This window comes from Corynebacterium mastitidis DSM 44356 (genome assembly GCF_000375365.1).
Lineage (GTDB): Bacteria > Actinomycetota > Actinomycetes > Mycobacteriales > Mycobacteriaceae > Corynebacterium > Corynebacterium mastitidis.
The window spans coordinates 19,060-35,926 of the sequence record NZ_AQXB01000009.1; the positions used below are offsets into that span (position 1 = coordinate 19,060).

Below are 16,867 nucleotides of genomic sequence, written 5' to 3' on the forward strand. Positions count from 1 at the left end.
GCTTGAATATGCCATAATACTTATCTGTGAAGGCCTTGGTAATCGTAGATGTCCAGAACGACTTTTGTGCTCTCGGCCCGCTTGCCACCGCCGACGGCGACATCGCCGCCGACAGCATCCGCTCCCTCCTCGAATGCGAGGAGACGATGAGCGACTACGCGCACGTGGTGGCCACCCAGGACTGGCACATCGACCCGGGCGATCACTTCTCCGACGCCCCCGACTTCATCGACACCTGGCCCCCGCACTGCCGGGCAGGAACCCCGGGCGCCGCGATCCACCCGGCGGTTCCCCTGGACCCCATCGAGGCCTTCTTCCTCAAGGGAAACTACAGCGTGGCCTACTCCGGCTTCGAGGGGTTCGCCGAGGGCACCTCCCTCGCCGAGTGGCTGCGCCAGCGCTCCGTGACCGCCATCGACGTGGTGGGCATCGCCACCGACTACTGCGTGCGCGCCACCGTCCTGGACGGCCTCAAGGAGAACTTCGACGTGCGGGTGCTCTCCTACTACTGCTCCCCCGTGGACCCCAACCGAGGGCAGGCCGCCCTCGACGAGGTCGAGCTGGCCGGGGCCACCGTGGTGAACACCCCGCTTGGGGGCTGCTCCTAAGACCCCGGCGAGGCCGCCGACCCCGCGCGGGCGCTACGCGCAGCCGAGCCGGGGCGGCAGCGCCCGCGCCGCCTCCGTGAGCAGCCGCTGTGCGGACTCGTAGGAGCCGTCGGAGGGCCGGGCCGCCAGGGCCACCGCCACGATCCCGCAGGGGGTCTCCTTCACCCCGACCTGCCTGGCGGTGTAGCGGCCCTCCTCGTCGGGCCCCCACCCGCCCTTAAAGCGCATTCCCTCGACGGCGCCCAGCCCATAGGACTGCTCCGGGGCCACCTCCCCCATCGCGTCGAGCACCGGGCCCGCGCCCGCCAGCCCCGGCAGCGCCCGCGCGAAGGCAGCCTGGTCCTCCAGGCTCCACGCGGTCTGGCCGAAGCTCGACAGGCCCGGCCGCAGCACCCGCGTCTCCACCCGCGTGCGCTCGTCGCCGCCGTCCGCGAGCACCCGCTGCACCGCGCGCCCCGCCTCCTCCGGGGAACCCAGGGCCGCCCAGAGGCGCGCGGCGGCCTCGTTGTCGGAGACGCGTATCGCCGCCCGGACGTCGGCGGCCACCTGGGCATCCTCGGGGAAGGCCCGCAGCGCGGCGATGGCGAGGGGGATCTTGGAGGTGGACCACGCGGGCCCCTCCTCCAGCTCGCCCGCCGAGGCCACGCCCGACTCCCCCGCCAGGACCACGGCGGTGCCGGGCGGGGCGGAGAGCACCGGCAGGGCGGCGGCGCCCGAGGCACCCTCCGAGGACTCCTCCGAGTCAGTGGGCGCGGCGGGGTGCGAGGAGGCGGTCTGCGGCGCGGGAGCGGTCGATCCGGCCTCGCCTGCTGGGTCTACCTCCCCGATGGTGCAGGCGGCCAGAACGAGGCCGCACAGCGAGGCGACGCAGGCGCAAAGGTTCCTCGTCATGCGATGTACACATTCGCGTTGTTGCCGCCGGTGCAGTGGATGTACTCGCCGGTATCCCGGCAGGTCATCTCGTAGCTGCGCTGCGTGGCGGGGCTATAGGCGCGCACGGTCTGATCCGTCTGCCCGGTCTCCTGGTAGGCCTTCCACCACTCCTGGCGCACCACCTGGGCAAAGTCGTCGCTCGTGGCCCCGGAGGACCACACCTGGCTAAAGCTGCCCGCCGAGCGCCCCGAGCGGGCCGCCGAGTTCACCGGGCTGGCCGCCTCCGGCAGGTCCGGGTCCGTGGGGCGCGCCGCGCTGGTGGGCTCGCTCGTGGGGGCCGGGGTGCTCGTAGAAGGCTGCGCGCTCGCGGGGCTCGTGCTGCTCGGGGAGGGGCTGCTCGTGCTCGTGGGGCGATCGCTGGTGGGCGGCGCGCTGCTGGGGGTGGTGGGGCGCGGGGGCACCGAGCGCGCGGTGGTGCGCACGGTGCTCGTGACGGTGGTGGTGGAGCTGGTCGAGGTCTCGGCCACCGCGGGCGCCTCGCCCTCCTCCTCGCCCCGGGAGGAAAAGAGGAAGATCCACGCCACCGCCCCCACCACCACGAGGATGATGAGCATGGCGGCAATAGCCACCACCATGCTGGCGTTGCTGCTCTCGTAGCGGGGGCGGCGCGGGGCATCGGCCTCGGGATCGTAGGCCCCCACGGACACGGGGTCGGCCTTCGGCTCGCGCCCGGGGGACACGCGCGGGGCGGGCTCCTCCGCCCACCCCGGCCCGCCCTGCACGGGGATCTCCCGGGTGATCGGTTCGCGGTCCTCGCCGCCGGGTTGGCTGTTCATGCGCCTATGCTGCCACACCTAACTCCTGGGCTAAAAAGCCGCACCCGGCGCCACCCCCGCCTCTTTTTTAGGGGCTTGTCCTCGATCGCCTCGCCGCGCGGCCCGGCTCCCCGCTAGTCGCGCCCGGCCAGCAGGCGCTGCAGCTCCTTGATGTCCTTGTTCTTCTTGCGGTTGCGCACCACCGTGACCAGGATGGCCGTGGCGAACACCGCGCCCACGGCGGCCAGGATCTTCTGGGTCTGCGGGTCCTGCAGCTTGGCGGTGGCCTCGCGCTTGGCGTCGTCCACGAGGTTCTGCGGCTTGCTGCGATCCGCCAACTGATCCAGGGTGCTGGCCAACTGGCGGCGGGTGCGCTCAATGTCCCGCTGAATGTCCTCTATATTGCGTGCCACGTTTTATCTCCCAACAAAAGGTGCGTCGTCGTCATCGCGGCCCCAGGGCCGCGTCGCCTGCCTCGGGGCGCCGAGGTCCCTCTCCCCTCCCCGGGGCGCGCCGTGCGGCGCGCGGCACCGGAATGCCGGAGGAACGCCCTCGGCGCCCTTACTCCGCATTATTCTAGCCTGCCGGATCAATCCGCCGCAGCGGACGCGCGCCACGCCCGGGCGGCGAGGAGCCCCGCCCCGCTGAGCAGCAGCACCACGAGCAGCACGGCCCAGTCGGAGACCCCCTCGGTGTGCCGGATCACCCAGTTCTCCATCTCCGCCTGGCGGCTGACCCCCACGAGGCCGCTCAGGCTGGTGGTGCCGCCGGTGAGCCACATGAGCACCCCCACCGCGATGGTCAGAACGCCGCCGATGACGTTGTTCCAGGAATTACTCCAGCGGCCCACGCGTACCCCGCGCGGGCGCACCAAGGTCTGCACGGCGGGCAGGCGGGACCACAGCAGGCTGAGCACCAGCAGCGGAACCACCATGCCCAAGGCAAAGACCAGCATGGTGATCCCGCCCAGCACCGCGTTGCCGCTCACCGCCGCCATCGTGAGCACCATGCCCAGCAGCGGACCGGCGCACACCCCCGCCAGGCCGTAGATCGTCCCCAGCACGTACACGGCGGCCAGGGAGCTGCCCCCGGCGGCACCGGTCTGGCCCGGCAGCGGGATCTCGATGCCCAGCAGCATGACGAGCCCCAGGGCGATCACCACGAGGGAGCCGCCCATCACAAAGGTCTCCCGGTGCTCGCTCACCAGCGCCCCCACGGAGCCCGCCAGCACGCCCATCGGCAGCAGGGTGGTAATCAGACCCACGTAGAACACCCCGGTGCTGGTGACCAGGGACGCCGGGCGGGAAAAGGCGTAGGAGAAAAAGGCCGGTAACAGCATGGCGGAGCACGGGCTGAGCAGAGTCAGCGCCCCGCCGAGGAAGGCTCCCAGCAGGCTCAGTTCCACGGTCTAGCTGGCCTCCTCGATCGCCTGATCCAGGAACTCCCGAAAGTTCTCCAGCGACTGTGCCCCGGCGATCACGTTGCCGCCCACCGCGAAGAACGGCACGCCCTGCACGCCCCACTGGCGCGCCTCCTCCGTCTCCGCCTGGGCCTCGTCCACGAGCTGAGGGTCGGTCATGTCCGCCTTGAACTGCTCCATGTCCGGCACGCCCACCTCCTTAGCGATCTCGATCAGCTCCTCGTCCGGCAGGTCCGGGTGGCCGCTCTCCGGGGCGCGCGCGTACACCGCGCGCAGGTAGTCCACGTACTTGTCCTGCCTGCCCGCGGCGCGGGCCGCCGCGGAGGCGGTGGCGGAGCGCTCACCGAAGTACACCACGTCGCGGAACTCAATGCGCACCTTGCCGGTGTCCACGTACTCCTCCTTCAGCGTGGGCAGGATCTCCCGGGAGAACAGCGCGCAGAAGGGGCAGCGCAGGTCGGTCCACTCCACCAGCACCACCGGGGCGTCCACGTCGCCCAGGGCGCGGGGATCGTTTGCCTCACGGCGCTCGATCAGGGACTTGATATGCGCGTCCGGATCGCTGGCCGCGTCGGCGCTCTGCGTCCCCGAGGCGCCTGCGGCCGCGTTGTCCCCGGCGGAGTCCTTGTTCACGAGCTGCGCGATGAGCACCACGACCAGGAAGATCGCGATCACCGCCAGCGCGATGTAAAAGGGCGCGGTTCGGTACCACGGGCGGTGTGGGTTGACGTAGGTATCGAATCGAGTCTTCACACCACGCAGGATACAAGACGCCCGGGACCGCTATGGTGGTGCCATGACGCTCAACATAGGAGACACCGCCCCCGAGTTCTCGCTCATCGACGACCACGGCGCCACCGTATCCCTCAAGGACTACGCCGGGAAGCGGGTGATCGTGTACTTTTACCCGCGCGCCAACACCCCCGGCTGCACCAAGGAGGCCTGCGACTTCCGCGATAGCCTGGAGCAGCTCAACGGCATGGACATCGCGGTGCTGGGCATCTCCCCCGATACCCCCGAGAAGCTCGCCGCCTTCCGCGAGGACCACCACCTGACCTTCCCGCTGCTCTCCGACCCGGACAAGACCGTGATGAAGGCCTACGGCGCCTTCGGGGAGAAGAAGAACTACAGGCGCGTGGTGGAGGGCGTGATCCGCTCCACCTTCCTGATCGAGCCGGACGGCACCGTGGGCGTGGCCAAGTACAACGTCAAGGCCACCGGGCACGTGGCGCGGTTCCTCCGGGACCTGGGGTAGGCCCTACTCCACCCGCCGCCCCCGGCCGTCAAAGACGTGCACGGTGGGATCGGCGCCCAGCACCAGGGAGCACTCGCCGCCCACCGGCAGCTCCGCCCGGCCCTCCGCCCGCACGGCCACCGGCTCGTCTACCCCCTCCGCCTTCAGGAAGGCGTAGGACTCGTAGCCGAGGTGCTCCACGTGCTGCACCCGCGCGGCCAGCCCCTCCCCCGGCGCGCCCAGCGCCAGGTCCTCGGGGCGGATGCCCACGGCAAGCCCCCGCGCCGCCCGGCCTCCCTCCGCGCCCGGAGCCCCAGCAACCTCCGCCGCCCCCACGGCCCCAGCAGCGCCGGCCCCCGCATTCACCGCCGCCGCGCGCTGCCCGGCGGCCAGCGGCAGGCGCAGGCCGCCGATAAAGGCGCCGTCGCCGGTGACCTCGGCCCGGAAGAAGTTCATGGCCGGGGAGCCGATGAAGCCCGCCACGAAAGCGTTGGCAGGGCGCTCGTAGATCTCCCTCGGGGAGGCCACCTGCTGGAGCAGCCCGTCCTTGAGCACCGCCACCCGGTCCCCCATCGTCATGGCCTCCACCTGGTCGTGCGTCACGTACACCGTGGTGGTGCCCAGCCGCTTCTGCAGCGCGGAGATCTGCCCCCGGGTGGATACGCGCAGCTTGGCGTCCAGGTTGGAGAGCGGCTCGTCCATGCAGAACACCGCGGGCTCACGCACGATGGCGCGCCCCATGGCCACGCGCTGGCGCTGCCCGCCGGAGAGGTTGGCGGGCTTGCGGTCCAGCAGCGATTCCAGTTGGAGGATTCCGGCGGCCTCCCGCACCTTGGCGGCGATGGTGGCCTTGTCCACGCCCTGGTTGCGCAGCGCGAAGCCCATGTTCTGGGCCACCGTCATGTTGGGGTACAGGGCGTAGTTTTGAAAGACCATCGCCACGTTGCGCTCGGCGGGCGAGACCCCGGTGACGTCGCGGCCATCGATGGTGATGTGGCCGCGATCCGTGGGTTCCAGCCCGGCGAGCATCCGCAGGCTCGTGGACTTTCCGCACCCGGAGGGGCCCACGAGGACGAGGAACTCCCCGTCCGCGATGTCGAGGTCCAGGCCGTCCACGGCCGGGGTGGCGGACTTGCCGTAGTAGCGGCTGACGCCCTCGTAGGTTACTCGTGCCATGGGGTTTGCCTCCTAGATGAGTGGTTTGACCTGGTTTTCGTAGATGCGGCTCATGATGTTGTTCAGGTTGCCCATCACTACCTCCACGTCCCTGCGCCCGGTGGCCACCATCTCCAGGGAGCCTCCGATGCGCGGGTCGGCCCCGGGCAGCGCCACGCGCGCGTTGTCCTGGGGGCGGGTGTGGGCCAGCTGGTCCACGGCGGTGCGGAAGTTGGGGTTGCGGGCCATGAACTCCTGCTGCTCGGGGTCCTCCACCCCCGTGGTGCGCACCGGCATGTAACCCACGTTGCGGGACCAGTAGGCGGTGTTCTCCTTGTTGGTGATGAAGTCGATGAACTGCGCGGCCGCGATCTTGCGCTTTTCCGGCAGGTTGCGCGGGATCGCCAGGCCCGCGCCCCCGGTGGGGCAGCCGCCCTCGCCCCGGGGGTTGGGCAGGGGCGCGGTGCCGTACTCGAAGCGCGCCTGCTTGTCGACGCCGCTGAGGTCGCCCGTGGAGAGCACGCCGCTGGCGCAGCGCCCGGAGGAGAAGTCCACGGCCAGGTCCGTGGCGATGGCGGACCACCCCGCCTCGGGGTCGGTGGCCTCCTGGAACCAGCGCACCGCGGCGAGGGTTTCCGGGGAGGTCAGGCGCAGGTCCCAGCCGTGGGAGTAGGCGCCGCCCATCGTCCACAGGGGCCCGGCGAAGGTCCAGGAGAGGTTGTTCGCGGCGTTGTACCAGCCCAGGGGGCGCTGCCTGGGGTTTCGCTCCCGCAGCGCCTGGCCCCACTGGGCCATCTCCTCCCAGCTCTCGGGCCCGCGATGCGGCAGCCCGGCCCGCTCCCAGGATTCCTTGTTGTAGTAGAAGAGCGGCGTGGAGCGAGCGTAGGGGAAGGCAAAGTAGCGGTCCCCGATGCGGTAGTCCTCGTACAGGGAGGTCACGTAGGTGGAGGGGTCTATCCCCGCCTTATCCACGATCTCGGAGACCGGGGTGATCTGGTCGTTGAGGGCAAAATTGTACCACCAGACATCGGATAGCACCACCACGTCGGGCACATCCGTGCCGGTCAGCGCGGCGTTGAGCTTGTTGGCCACCTCGGCGTAGTCTTTTCCGGCGTCCACCAGGTTGATGCGCACATCCGGGCGGTGCGCCTCCCAGCGGCGGATCAGCTCCAGCTCGTGCTCCTTGGAGGAGCCGGGGTGGTTGGACCACCAGGTCAGGGAGGTCACGGGGAGGCCGTCGTCGGCGGTGTTGTCCCTGCCCGCCGTGGCCCCGGTGCCCGCGCACCCGGCGAGGGCCCCGGTCCCGGCCAGGGCGAGCCCGACTAGGGAGAGAAAGGAGCGGCGGTTCATGCCGGTTCGTGGCGTTGCGTGCGTCATGGTCTATCCCTTCACCGCGCCCGTGGTCAGGCCCTTGATCATGTACTTTTGCAGGGCCAGGAAGATCAGCAGCACGGGGATGATCGTGAGCACCGTGGCCGCCATCACCGGGCCCCAGTTGGAGACGCCGTCGTTGTTTTGCAGCATGGTCAGGCCCACCTGCAGCGGGGCCACCTCGGCGGTATCGGCCATGAGGAAGGGCCACAGGTACTGGTTCCACTCGTTGACCAGGGTGATCACGGAGAAGGCCACCAGCGTGGGCATGGAGATGGGCAGCAGCACGCGGGTGAGCAGCCGGATGGGGCCCGCCCCGTCCATGCGCGCGGCCTCCACCAGCTCGTGGGGCAGGGAGAGGAAGTGATTGCGCATGAGGAAGGTGCCAAAGGCCACCCCGGCGAGCGGGACGATGATGCCCTGGAAGGTGTTGCGCCAGCCCAGGGCGTTGACCAGCGCGTAGTTAGAGATCACCGTGATCTCGCTGGGCACCATGAGCGCGGAGATCACCACGAGGAACACGAGGTTGCGGCCCGGGAAGCGCAGGATGGCCAGGGCGTAGGCGGAGAGCACGCCGAGCACGATCTTGAGCAGGCACAGGAAGAACGTGATGATCACGGAGTTGCGCAGGTACCGCCAGAAGGGCACGCGCGTGGTGGCCTCCCGGTAGTTCTCCGGGTACCAGGTGGGTGGCAGCCAGGAGACGGGGTCCGTGTAAATATCCGCGCGGTGCTTCAGGGAGGTCATGAGTATCCAGAAGAGCGGGACGCCGATGATGAGCAGCACCAGGGCGATGCCCAGGTATCCGGCGGCGAGCCGCCAGCGGGAGGGCCCCTCGGGGCTTCTCGACGCCCCCGCTGACCGTGTCGTCTCGGCCGTCCCTGCGGCGCGTGCGGCGCGCGGCGCCGCGTGCGAGGTTGCCATTATTTATTCCTCCCCTTGTCCATGTACCGCACCTGCACGAGGGTGATCCCCAGCAGGATGAGGAACAGCACGGTGGCCACGGTGGCACCGTAGCCCGCACGGAAGTTCACAAAGGTTTCCTGATACACCTGGTACACCAGGGTGGTGGTCCCCTCGATCTGGGGCCCGCCCCGCGTCATCACGTTGATGAGGTCGAACACCTGCACCGAGTTGAGCGTGACGGTGATGGAGAGGAAGAAGGTGGTGGGGCGAAGCTGCGGCAGAGTGACCCTGGTCAGGCGCGTCCACCAGCCCGCGCCGTCGATGGCCGCCGCCTCGTCGAGGTCCTTGCTCAGCCCCTGGAGCGCCGCCAGGTAGATCACAAAGGTGTAGCCCAGGTTTTTCCACACGAAGGTGGTGGTGACCATGAACATCGCCCAGCCCGGCACCTGGTAGAAGTCCGGGCTGTCTATTCCCCACCACCCCAGCACGGCCTGGATCAGGCCAAAGGAGGGGTCGAAGATGAATTGGAAGGCCACTCCGATGGCCGCCCCGGAGATGGCAAAGGGGGCAAAGACCACGGATCGGGCGATGTTTCTGCCCCTAAGTTTTTGATCCAGGAGCATGGCCAGCCCCAGGCCCAGCACCATCGAGCCGACCACCGCGCAGAACGTGAAGGTCACGGTGTTGAGCAGGATGGTTTTTGTATCGTCCCGGCTCAGCCACTCGGCGTAGTTGTCCAGGCCGATGAACTGCGCGGTGGGGCTGGAGATGTTCCAGGCGTACAGGGAAAGCCGGATGTTATCCACCAGCGGGCGGTAGGTGAATATCCCGAGCAGGACGAGGTTCGGGGCCAGCAGGGCCAGCGCCACGAGCGCCTCCCGCCGCCGGGACGCGCCCCCCGACCTATACCTATGCCGGGGCTTTGATCCCGCCGTGGCCCGCGCCGACGCCCCGGGGCCGGGCGCGGTCTCAACTCTCGAAGGTGTCACGAGGAACCATGGTTACTCCTCCGGGTGAACGCACGGCGTCCTCGAGGTGAACATCAGCGGTACCTTTGGCAAACCTCGGTGAATCCCGCCCTCCCCCGGCCCGGTGCGGGGGTGATGTCAGAGCAGGATCCCCCTCCCCGAGGTCGTATCACGACAGTCATCATACGCCCATACCTTAACCGCCATTGCGCCAGCATAGGGGCGGCCGTATCACGTCCGACGAGCAGACAAAAACCCTCACCCCGGGCGTTTTCCGCGCAATCCGAAAATCCCCCCACTCCGCCGTGGGGTGAGGTAATACCTTTCTTTTTTATCACCCAATAAGAAAAATGTAGACACGCCCAATGACGTGCCCTAACATCGCTATGCAACAAACAAAATAATCCGCCAAACAAAAAGGCGGACACGCAAATAAGGAGAAAACATGGAGACTTCCACCGCCGCCCAGACCGCCCTTGGTGCCACCGCGCTCGCCGCAGGCGTGGCCGCCGCTGCGGCGCCCGCGGCCAGCGCGGACATCGCAGACATCTCGGAGGAGCTGACCGCCAGCGCGGACGTGGAGATCGTGTCCGAATCCCACGAGTTCACCGAGTCCGCCGGGGCCTCCGAGGCCGCCGAGGAGAACGACGCCCAGGAGATCGTGGATAAGACCAATGACATCCGCGCCGCCCACGGGCTCGGCGAGCTTACCCCCAGCGAGGAGCTTACCGAGGGGTCCGAGCAGTGGGCGCAGGTGATGAGCTCCACCAACACCGTGGAGCACGCCGAGGGGGACTTTGGCGAGAACCTGCACTGGGCCAGCCAGAAGGTTCCCACGGATGAGGTGGTGCAGGACTGGATGGACTCCCCGGATCACCGCACCAACATCCTCGACCCGGAGGCCACCGAGATCGGCGCCGGGGTGGTGCACGACTCCAACGGTATGCACTCCGTGCAGCGCTTTATCTAGCCACATCCCACCCTCCCCCAGGGGCCGCCGCCGCGCACAGCGTGGTGGCGGCCCTTTTTGCGCCTCCACCCCGCCCCACCCACACACGGTAAAAAACCAAGCGGTCTACTTAGATTCGGCAGCGCAGCGGGGTGGGCGGAGGAGGATGAAAAATAATCGCAGACAGCCTTGTCCACTCCATCCGCCGTGTGTAGTCTTGGTGCTCAACAAACATCGTCACGAGACCTTCGTAAGGAGCACCCATGTCCGATCTGACCCCGCGCCACAAGGACGGCGAGGCCCTGGAGCCGATCGACGCCCAGAAGCTCTCCGAGCTGGCGCAGAAGAACATCGACAACCCCGAGGGCGGCCGCAAGAAGATCCGCACCCACACCGAGGCGGACGGACTCTTCCGCAACTACACCCAGGTGCGCGACCTCTCCCCGGTGCTCGTGGCCGAGCCGCCGCAGCTCCTGGGCGATAACTCCGCCCCGAACCCCACCGAGGTGGCCCAGGCGGCGCTGGCCGCCTGCATCTCCGTGGGCATCCAGGCCATCGCCACCCACCGGGGCGTGACGCTGACCAAGATCGCCATCGACATCGAGTCCGACATCGACATCTCCCCCACCTGGGGCACCGGCGACCTCGGGGAGCACAAGCGCCCCGGCGTGTCCGACGTGCACGTCAAGATCGACCTCGAGGGCGACGCCGACCGCGCCACCCTCGACCAGATCCAGAAGGACGCCATCGTCTGGTCCCCCGTGGTGAACACCTACACCCGGCCCGCCAACCTCACCTCGGAGCTGATATGAGCGCCCTGACCGCCGCCGACCTGCCCCAGGACCTGCGCGAGACCGTAGCGGGCAACGCCAAGGACGTGGATAAGGGCACCCTGGACGCCCGCTACGTGCTGCCCCTGCTGGGCGAGCGCGGGCTGATCGGCACCGGCGTGCGCGACTCCGCCCGCACCATCCGGGCGCTGTCCACCGAGGACCTCTCCGCCGGCTTCACGCTGTGGGCCACGCGCTGCACGCTGCTGTACCTGGAGACGGCGGGCACCGAGTACGCGCTCTCCCTGACCGATAAGCTCCGCTCCGGCGAGCGCCCCGGCGTCTCCGGCATGGCGGGCTCCTTCAAGGACTTCTCCGGCGCCGGGGAGATCGCGCTGCGCGCCGAGAAGGAGGAGGGCGGCTACCGCGTCAACGGCAAGCTGAACTGGGCCTCCAACCTCTACCCGGACGCCGTGGCCGTCACCGGCGCCAAGACCGCCGAGGGGCACCGCCTGCTCTTTGCCTTCGAGGCGGGCCACGAGGGCGTGACCTTTGGCACCCCCTTCGGGCTGCTGGGCCTCAACGCCACGGCCTCGGCCTGGGTGGAGTTCCAGGACGTGTTCATCCCCGCCGAGCAGGTGCTCACCGAGGACTTCGTCAGCTTCATGCCGCGGATTCGCCCGCCCTTCGTGCTCTTCCAGATCGCGGAGTGCCTGGGCGTGGCGGAGGCCTCCGCGCAGGCCGCCGCCGAGCGCCTCACCGGCCTCAACGCCACCTTCGCAGAGGATCACGCGGCCGTGCGCGCCAGGATCAAGGACGCCATCGCCCGCCACGAGGATCTCCTGGCCCGCATCGACGCCGGGGAGAAGGCCACCCCCGCCGAGCTGCTTCAGTTGCGTCTCGACGCCGCCCAGGCCGCCGTGGAGGCCGCCAACATCGAGGTGCGCGTGGCCGGGGGCGCGGGCTACGCCAAGAGCTCCCCCACCTCCCGCCGCTACCGCGAGGCCTCCTTCATCCCCGTGCAATCTCCCTCCGAGGCACAACTGCGCTGGGAGCTGGAGCGGGCGCGCAAGAGCGCCTGAGGCAAACACCCTCAGCAAAGAGCGGCCGATAGCCTCGGCCGCTCTTTGCTTTGCCCGCACCCCACCCGGGTCCCCGAGGCGCGGCGTCGCGCGCTGTTACCCTGGGCACCATGACCGCGTCGCTTATCATGCTGCTGATAGTCATCGCCCTGCCGCTTGCGGCCCTCGCGTTCCTTGTCTCCGACGCCAGGCCGGGGTCGGAGACGGCGCTCTGGGCGTTGGTGATCGTGGCCGTGCCCTTCCTGGGGCCCGTTATTTATCTGCTGTGGCGCGCCAAAGGCAAGAGCGAAAGAAAAGAACGAGTCTAGGAGAACGCCATGCCCAACATAGGAATCACCGAATTACTTCTTCTCCTCCCCCTCCTGGCCGCCGTCGTCCTTCCCATCGTGGCCCTCGTGGTCCTCTTCCGGGATAAGCGGCCCGGATCGGAGACCGCGATCTGGGCGCTGGTCATCCTCGTGGCCACCTACCTGGGCCCCATCGTCTACCTGGTGTGGCGCACCAGGGAACGCCCCCGCCCCGGCGACCCCGGCACCGCCGCGCCGACCGCCTGAATAAGAGTGCGCCCGGGGGGACTTGAACCCCCACGTCCTAGGACACTGGAACCTAAATCCAGCGCGTCTGCCAATTCCGCCACGGGCGCGCGCAAGCGGTAACTATACCACGGGCCCGCACGCCCGCCCGGCACCGCTTGGCCGCCGCCCCGGCCCGGCGGGTACCCTGGATCGCATGAGTGCGCAGCAGCCCCGGCGCGCGCGGAAAAGGGTGCGCGCGTCCCACGTCGTCTTTCTGACCCTGGCCGTCCTCGCCACCCTGGCGCTGGCCTGGTGGCAGTGGACTCGCTTCCGCTCCGGTTCCGGCACCTTCCAGAACCTCGGCTACGCCCTGCAGTGGCCCGTGTTCGGGGCCTTCTTCGTGTACGCCTACCGCAAGTTCATGGAGTACGAGAACGAGAAGATCGACGCCGAGAACTCCGCCGACGATGCCGACTTCCTGTATCAGCGCGACGTCGAGCGCTTCGGCGCCGCCCCCGCCGATCCCCTCGGGGAGGGCGCACCCCAGCGCCCCACTATCGACGTCGCGGAGTTCAACGAGCGCAACAGGCCCCGGCGCGGCGGCAACGCGCTCGACGGCGTGCCGGATCGCCCCCGCAGTTCCCAGTAGAAAGAAGGTCCCCCGATGACGTCCCCGTCCCCCCAGCCCAAGGTCCACCCCGAGCGCCAGCGGCGCGTGAGCGTGGCGCTGGCGCTGTTCTCCATCGCCGCCTGGGTCACCGGCGTGTTCCTCCTGGCGCTGTGCGTGGTAATGAGTCTTAAATACCTCACCCCCGTGGACGTGCCCGCCGGGGCCAAGTACGTGGCCATCTTCCACGGCTGGGTGTATATCCTCTTCGTGCTCTCCGCCTTCAACCTGGGGCTCAAGGCCCGGTGGGAGCCCAAGACCTGGATCGTCACGGCCCTGGGCGGCGTGGTGCCCTTCCTGTCCTTCTTCGTGGAGCACCAGCGCCGGGAGGACACCGTGGGCCGCTTCGCGCTGGATCGCGCGGCGCTGCGCCGGATCACGGTGCGCCTGAGCCTCATCGTCGCGGGCGTGGTGGCGGCCCTGGCCGCCGTGGTGTTCCTACTGCTCGCCCTCTTCGGCTGATCCCGCCAGCCGGGCGATGCGCCCCGTCAGCCCCGCCAGCGCCCGCGCGCGGTGGGAGCTGGCGTCCTTTTCTTCCGGGCTGAGCTGTGCGGAGGAGCGGCCGTCCCCGTCGAGGGGGGCGAAGAGGGGGTCGTAGCCAAAGCCGTTCTCCCCCACCGGCTCGCGCAGCAGGCGGCCCTCCCAGCGCCCCTCGGAGACGATCTCCTCGCCGCCGGGGAGGACCAGCGCGCACACGGAGACGAAGGCCGCCGCGCGCCGCTCGTCCGGAACGTCGCCCATCTGGGCCAGCAGCAGGCGGTTGTTGGCCTCGTCGTCCCCGTGCCCGCCGGACCACCGCGCGGAGAGCACGCCGGGCATGCCGCCCAGCTCCTCCACCGCCAGGCCGGAATCGTCCGCCACGGTGGGCAGGCCGGTGTGGGCCACCCCGGCGCGCGCCTTGATGAGGGCGTTATCGGCAAAGGTGCGTCCGTCCTCCACCGGCTCGGGGTAGGCGTCCACCTCGGAGAGGGAGACCAGCTCCACTCCCTCCACGCCCGCGCCGTCGAGGATGCGGCGCAGCTCGCGCAGCTTCTTGGGGTTGTTGGAGGCTACGAGCAGCTTCACCGCGCTCACGCCGCTCACGCCTCCAGGGCGGCGCGCTGCGCCTCGATGAGCTGGGCGCAGCCCGCGGCGGCGGCGTCGAGCAGCTCCCCGAGCTGGGCGCGGTCGAAGGTGCCGTCCTCGCCGGTGCCCTGGATCTCCACGAAGCGCCCGGAGGCGGTCATCACCACGTTCATGTCCACCTCGGCGCGGGAGTCCTCCTCGTAGGGCAGGTCCAGGCTCACGCGCCCGTCGATGATACCCACGGACACGGCGGCCACGGCCTCGCGCAGCGGGGAGCCGGTGACGGCGCCGCGCTCGCGGAGGGCGGCCACGGCGTCGGCCAGCGCCACGTAGGCGCCGGTGATGGCGGCGGTGCGGGTGCCGCCGTCGGCCTGGAGGACGTCGCAGTCGATCTGGATGGTGTTCTCGCCCAGCTCGCGCAGGTCCACGGCGGCGCGCAGGGAGCGCCCGATGAGCCGGGAGATCTCGTGAGTGCGGCCCTTGACCTTGCCCTTCATGGACTCGCGCGGCATGCGCTCGGAGGGGGCGGCGGGCAGCATGGCGTACTCGGCGGTCAGCCAGCCCTCGCCGGAGTCGCGCTTGAAGCGGGGCACGCCCTCCTCGGCGGTGGCGGTACACAGCACCTTGGTGTTGCCGAACTCCACGAGCACGCTGCCCGCGGGGTTGGTGGTAAAGCGGCGGGTGATGCGCACCGGGCGCATCTCGTCAAGGGCGCGGCCGTCGGCACGGGTGAAATCCTGAGAACTCATGCCTGCGAGGGTACCCGGCCCGCCGACGCCTCGTACCGCCTACACCTCGTACACGGTGCCCGGGGTGCCAAACTCCACGGGGCCGTCGAACTCCTTGGCGGCGGCGGCCACGGATTCCTCCGGGTCCAGCCACGGGGGAACGTGCACGATCACCAGGCGCTTCGCCCCGGCCAGGCGCGCCGCGCGCCCGGCCTCCCCGCCGCTGAGGTGCATGGCGGGGGCCTTGTTGTCGGTGCTGGTGCCCCAGTTGGCCTCGCAGAGGAAGAGGTCTACCTCGCGCGCGGCGTCGATGAGGCTGCCCGTCCATGCGGTGTCCCCGGAGAAAGCGAGCGAGGCTCCCCTTCCGCGCTCCTCCACCCGCAGGGCGTAGGCCTCCACCGGGTGCACCACCTTGAAAGGGGTGACGCTGAGCCGGTCGAGGACCTCCGTCTGGCGGTCCTGCCAGGGGCTAAACGCGAAGGTATCGGAGAAGTCATCCACGCCGTCGGGTTGGTCGTCGGAGAAGAGCCGACCCAGGTGCGTGGGCGCGTAGCCGGGGGCCATGAGGTGATGGCGGCGGGTGGCCGCCTGGGTGGGGTGGTAGCGCCGCCACACCAACAGGGAGGGGAAGTCCAGGCAGTGATCCGCGTGCAGATGGGAGAAGATCGCGTGGGCCTGGGAGGGATCGCCCACGGTTTGCAGGTTGGCCAGGGTGCCCGGGCCGAGGTCCATGATGACCCCCGGCATCCCTGGGGCCTCGATGAAGTATCCGGAAGCCGGGTTGCCGGGCGCCCCGAGGCTTCCTGAACTGCCGAGGATGGTCAACTTCATGGGGTTTACAGTGCCACGAATCGCATGTTTTTACTAACCCCTGCGCGCCCCCTCCACCTATCGATTACCTGCGGAGAGAGGAAAACCTTGACAAGTTGTTGTGTTTATACAACACTTTGAGTCATGTCCCCAAAGAAAAAGCCGAAGGACCCGATCTTTAACCGGATCCGGGTCCTACGCGCGGAACGGGACATGTCGCGCAACCAGCTCGCGGAACTCATCGACGTCAACCCCCAGACCATCGGCGCCCTCGAGCGCGGGGACCACTCCCCCAGCCTCGACCTCGCCTTTCGGATCTGCGACGTCTTTAACCTCCCCGTGGAGGCCGTGTTCAGCCGCAGCGAGTTTGCCCCCATGTCCACCGCGATCTACCAGAAATGAGGTTCCCTGCCATGCCCCATTCCGCCCCTCCCCACCCCGAGGCGCCCCCGGCCAGCGTGACCACCCGACGCCGCTACCTCCTCGCCGCGCAGGCCAGCCTGGGCCTCGCCGTGGCCGCCATCCCGCTGCTCTTCGTCTCCCTCGCCCCCTCCATGCTCCTCTGGACCATCGGCATGGGCGGGTACATAGGCTGCACGGCCGTGCTCACGCGCGCCACCGGCGGGCAGTCTCAGGCCCGCCTCGATGACCTCGATGAATACCAGCTCGTACGCGTCCTACGCGCCAGGAGCCACGCCATGAGCCTCCTCCTGTGTGGCCTGTTGAGCGTGATGACGGTGCTGCTCGTCATGCCGGCGCTCATCACCGCCCTGGAACCCTCCCCGGAGGAGGCCGCCACCTGGGTCCGCGCGGTGGGCATGTCGTCCGGAACCATCGCCCTGGCCTCCACCCTCGCCATCCTGCGGGACATCGCCACCGGCATGAACCGCGATGAGACCCTGACCCCCGCCGCCTAGCCCGCCTGCACCAA

The 16,867-nt window shown here is 69.3% G+C and carries 22 protein-coding genes, 1 tRNA gene and 1 pseudogene; 11 read left to right on the forward strand and 13 right to left on the reverse strand.

Annotation, left to right across the window (positions count from 1 at the left end; genetic code table 11):
- Nucleotides 1–26: 26 nt before the first annotated feature.
- Nucleotides 27–608 (forward strand): isochorismatase family protein, encoded by a 582-nt coding sequence (locus B140_RS0110470; protein ID WP_018119306.1) that lies wholly within the window; start codon nucleotides 27–29, stop codon nucleotides 606–608.
- A gap of 33 nt (nucleotides 609–641) precedes the next feature.
- On the opposite strand, the gene B140_RS12580 is transcribed toward B140_RS0110470, so the two are convergent.
- The 5 genes from B140_RS12580 to B140_RS0110495 all read right to left on the reverse strand — a co-directional run bounded on the left by B140_RS12580 (nucleotide 642) and on the right by B140_RS0110495 (nucleotide 4,469).
- A complete protein-coding gene (locus tag B140_RS12580; RefSeq protein WP_018119307.1) occupies nucleotides 642–1,499 on the reverse strand; it encodes a serine hydrolase in 858 nt (285 codons plus the stop codon).
- A complete protein-coding gene (locus tag B140_RS13050; RefSeq protein WP_018119308.1) occupies nucleotides 1,496–2,317 on the reverse strand; it encodes a hypothetical protein in 822 nt (273 codons plus the stop codon). Before B140_RS13050 ends, B140_RS12580 begins: the two co-directional genes overlap by 4 nt.
- 113 nt (nucleotides 2,318–2,430) lie before the next feature.
- Nucleotides 2,431–2,709: a DUF3618 domain-containing protein gene (locus B140_RS0110485; protein WP_018119309.1), complete on the reverse strand. Its 279-nt coding sequence runs from the start codon at nucleotides 2,707–2,709 to the stop codon at nucleotides 2,431–2,433.
- A gap of 176 nt (nucleotides 2,710–2,885) precedes the next feature.
- The gene (locus tag B140_RS0110490) at nucleotides 2,886–3,701 is read right to left on the reverse strand and encodes a cytochrome c biogenesis CcdA family protein (RefSeq protein ID WP_018119310.1); all 816 of its coding nucleotides are present in this window, start codon (nucleotides 3,699–3,701) and stop codon (nucleotides 2,886–2,888) included.
- A 3-nt stretch (nucleotides 3,702–3,704) separates the two neighbouring features.
- Nucleotides 3,705–4,469 carry a DsbA family protein gene (locus B140_RS0110495; protein ID WP_018119311.1) on the reverse strand — a complete coding sequence of 255 codons (765 nt, stop codon included), beginning with the start codon at nucleotides 4,467–4,469 and terminating at the stop codon, nucleotides 3,705–3,707.
- Nucleotides 4,470–4,512: 43 nt separating this feature from the next.
- Here B140_RS0110495 and bcp point away from each other — a divergent pair, with 43 nt between their 5' ends.
- The gene (gene bcp, locus B140_RS0110500; protein ID WP_018119312.1) at nucleotides 4,513–4,971 is read left to right on the forward strand and encodes a thioredoxin-dependent thiol peroxidase; all 459 of its coding nucleotides are present in this window, start codon (nucleotides 4,513–4,515) and stop codon (nucleotides 4,969–4,971) included.
- A 3-nt stretch (nucleotides 4,972–4,974) separates the two neighbouring features.
- On the opposite strand, the gene B140_RS0110505 is transcribed toward bcp, so the two are convergent.
- Genes B140_RS0110505 through B140_RS12590 form a run of 4 tightly spaced genes read right to left on the reverse strand, consistent with a single transcriptional unit; the run spans nucleotide 4,975 to nucleotide 9,251 of the window.
- Entirely contained in the window at nucleotides 4,975–6,126 is a 1,152-nt protein-coding gene (locus B140_RS0110505; protein ID WP_018119313.1) for an ABC transporter ATP-binding protein, read from the reverse strand.
- A 12-nt stretch (nucleotides 6,127–6,138) separates the two neighbouring features.
- On the reverse strand, nucleotides 6,139–7,482 hold the full coding sequence (locus B140_RS0110510; protein WP_244874425.1) for an ABC transporter substrate-binding protein: 1,344 nt from the start codon (nucleotides 7,480–7,482) through the stop codon (nucleotides 6,139–6,141).
- Nucleotides 7,483–7,485: 3 nt separating this feature from the next.
- Nucleotides 7,486–8,400 carry a carbohydrate ABC transporter permease gene (locus tag B140_RS0110515; protein WP_083912315.1) on the reverse strand — a complete coding sequence of 305 codons (915 nt, stop codon included), beginning with the start codon at nucleotides 8,398–8,400 and terminating at the stop codon, nucleotides 7,486–7,488.
- Complete coding sequence (locus B140_RS12590) at nucleotides 8,400–9,251, reverse strand: carbohydrate ABC transporter permease (protein WP_018119316.1); 852 nt, start codon at nucleotides 9,249–9,251, stop codon at nucleotides 8,400–8,402. Before B140_RS12590 ends, B140_RS0110515 begins: the two co-directional genes overlap by 1 nt.
- A 544-nt stretch (nucleotides 9,252–9,795) precedes the next feature.
- Here B140_RS12590 and B140_RS13055 point away from each other — a divergent pair.
- From B140_RS13055 to B140_RS12600, 5 genes are all read left to right on the forward strand, one after another.
- Nucleotides 9,796–10,320, forward strand: coding sequence for a CAP domain-containing protein (locus B140_RS13055; protein ID WP_018119317.1), 525 nt, complete (start codon nucleotides 9,796–9,798; stop codon nucleotides 10,318–10,320).
- A 242-nt stretch (nucleotides 10,321–10,562) separates the two neighbouring features.
- A complete protein-coding gene (locus tag B140_RS0110530; protein WP_018119318.1) occupies nucleotides 10,563–11,111 on the forward strand; it encodes an OsmC family protein in 549 nt (182 codons plus the stop codon).
- Entirely contained in the window at nucleotides 11,108–12,151 is a 1,044-nt protein-coding gene (locus B140_RS0110535) for an acyl-CoA dehydrogenase family protein (RefSeq protein WP_018119319.1), read from the forward strand. Before B140_RS0110530 ends, B140_RS0110535 begins: the two co-directional genes overlap by 4 nt.
- Nucleotides 12,152–12,261: 110 nt before the next feature.
- Complete coding sequence (locus tag B140_RS0110540; RefSeq protein WP_018119320.1) at nucleotides 12,262–12,459, forward strand: PLD nuclease N-terminal domain-containing protein; 198 nt, start codon at nucleotides 12,262–12,264, stop codon at nucleotides 12,457–12,459.
- Between the two features lie 9 nt (nucleotides 12,460–12,468).
- The gene (locus tag B140_RS12600; RefSeq protein ID WP_018119321.1) at nucleotides 12,469–12,705 is read left to right on the forward strand and encodes a PLD nuclease N-terminal domain-containing protein; all 237 of its coding nucleotides are present in this window, start codon (nucleotides 12,469–12,471) and stop codon (nucleotides 12,703–12,705) included.
- A gap of 7 nt (nucleotides 12,706–12,712) precedes the next feature.
- Here B140_RS12600 and B140_RS0110550 read toward each other — a convergent pair.
- Nucleotides 12,713–12,794: transfer RNA gene (locus tag B140_RS0110550), tRNA-Leu, on the reverse strand.
- A gap of 86 nt (nucleotides 12,795–12,880) precedes the next feature.
- On the opposite strand from B140_RS0110550, the gene B140_RS12605 reads away from it, so the two are divergent.
- Nucleotides 12,881–13,315 (forward strand): hypothetical protein, encoded by a 435-nt coding sequence (locus B140_RS12605; RefSeq protein WP_051069300.1) that lies wholly within the window; start codon nucleotides 12,881–12,883, stop codon nucleotides 13,313–13,315.
- Between the two features lie 15 nt (nucleotides 13,316–13,330).
- A pseudogene (locus B140_RS12610) lies at nucleotides 13,331–13,693 on the forward strand (DUF3817 domain-containing protein); the annotation flags it as partial.
- Nucleotides 13,694–13,771: 78 nt separating this feature from the next.
- Here the strand turns inward: B140_RS12610 and B140_RS0110565 are convergent.
- The 3 genes from B140_RS0110565 to B140_RS0110575 are packed head-to-tail and all read right to left on the reverse strand — an operon-like array spanning nucleotide 13,772 to nucleotide 15,957.
- On the reverse strand, nucleotides 13,772–14,398 hold the full coding sequence (locus B140_RS0110565; RefSeq protein ID WP_026166240.1) for a non-canonical purine NTP pyrophosphatase: 627 nt from the start codon (nucleotides 14,396–14,398) through the stop codon (nucleotides 13,772–13,774).
- A 14-nt stretch (nucleotides 14,399–14,412) separates the two neighbouring features.
- A complete protein-coding gene (gene rph, locus B140_RS0110570; RefSeq protein WP_026166241.1) occupies nucleotides 14,413–15,147 on the reverse strand; it encodes a ribonuclease PH in 735 nt (244 codons plus the stop codon).
- A gap of 39 nt (nucleotides 15,148–15,186) precedes the next feature.
- Nucleotides 15,187–15,957, reverse strand: a complete 771-nt coding sequence (locus tag B140_RS0110575) for an MBL fold metallo-hydrolase (RefSeq protein WP_026166242.1) — start codon at nucleotides 15,955–15,957, stop codon at nucleotides 15,187–15,189.
- 123 nt (nucleotides 15,958–16,080) lie between these two features.
- Here B140_RS0110575 and B140_RS12615 point away from each other — a divergent pair, with 123 nt between their 5' ends.
- Nucleotides 16,081–16,338: a helix-turn-helix transcriptional regulator gene (locus tag B140_RS12615; RefSeq protein WP_040426498.1), complete on the forward strand. Its 258-nt coding sequence runs from the start codon at nucleotides 16,081–16,083 to the stop codon at nucleotides 16,336–16,338.
- 11 nt (nucleotides 16,339–16,349) lie between these two features.
- Nucleotides 16,350–16,853 (forward strand): hypothetical protein, encoded by a 504-nt coding sequence (locus B140_RS0110585; protein ID WP_018119328.1) that lies wholly within the window; start codon nucleotides 16,350–16,352, stop codon nucleotides 16,851–16,853.
- Nucleotides 16,854–16,867: the final 14 nt, after the last annotated feature.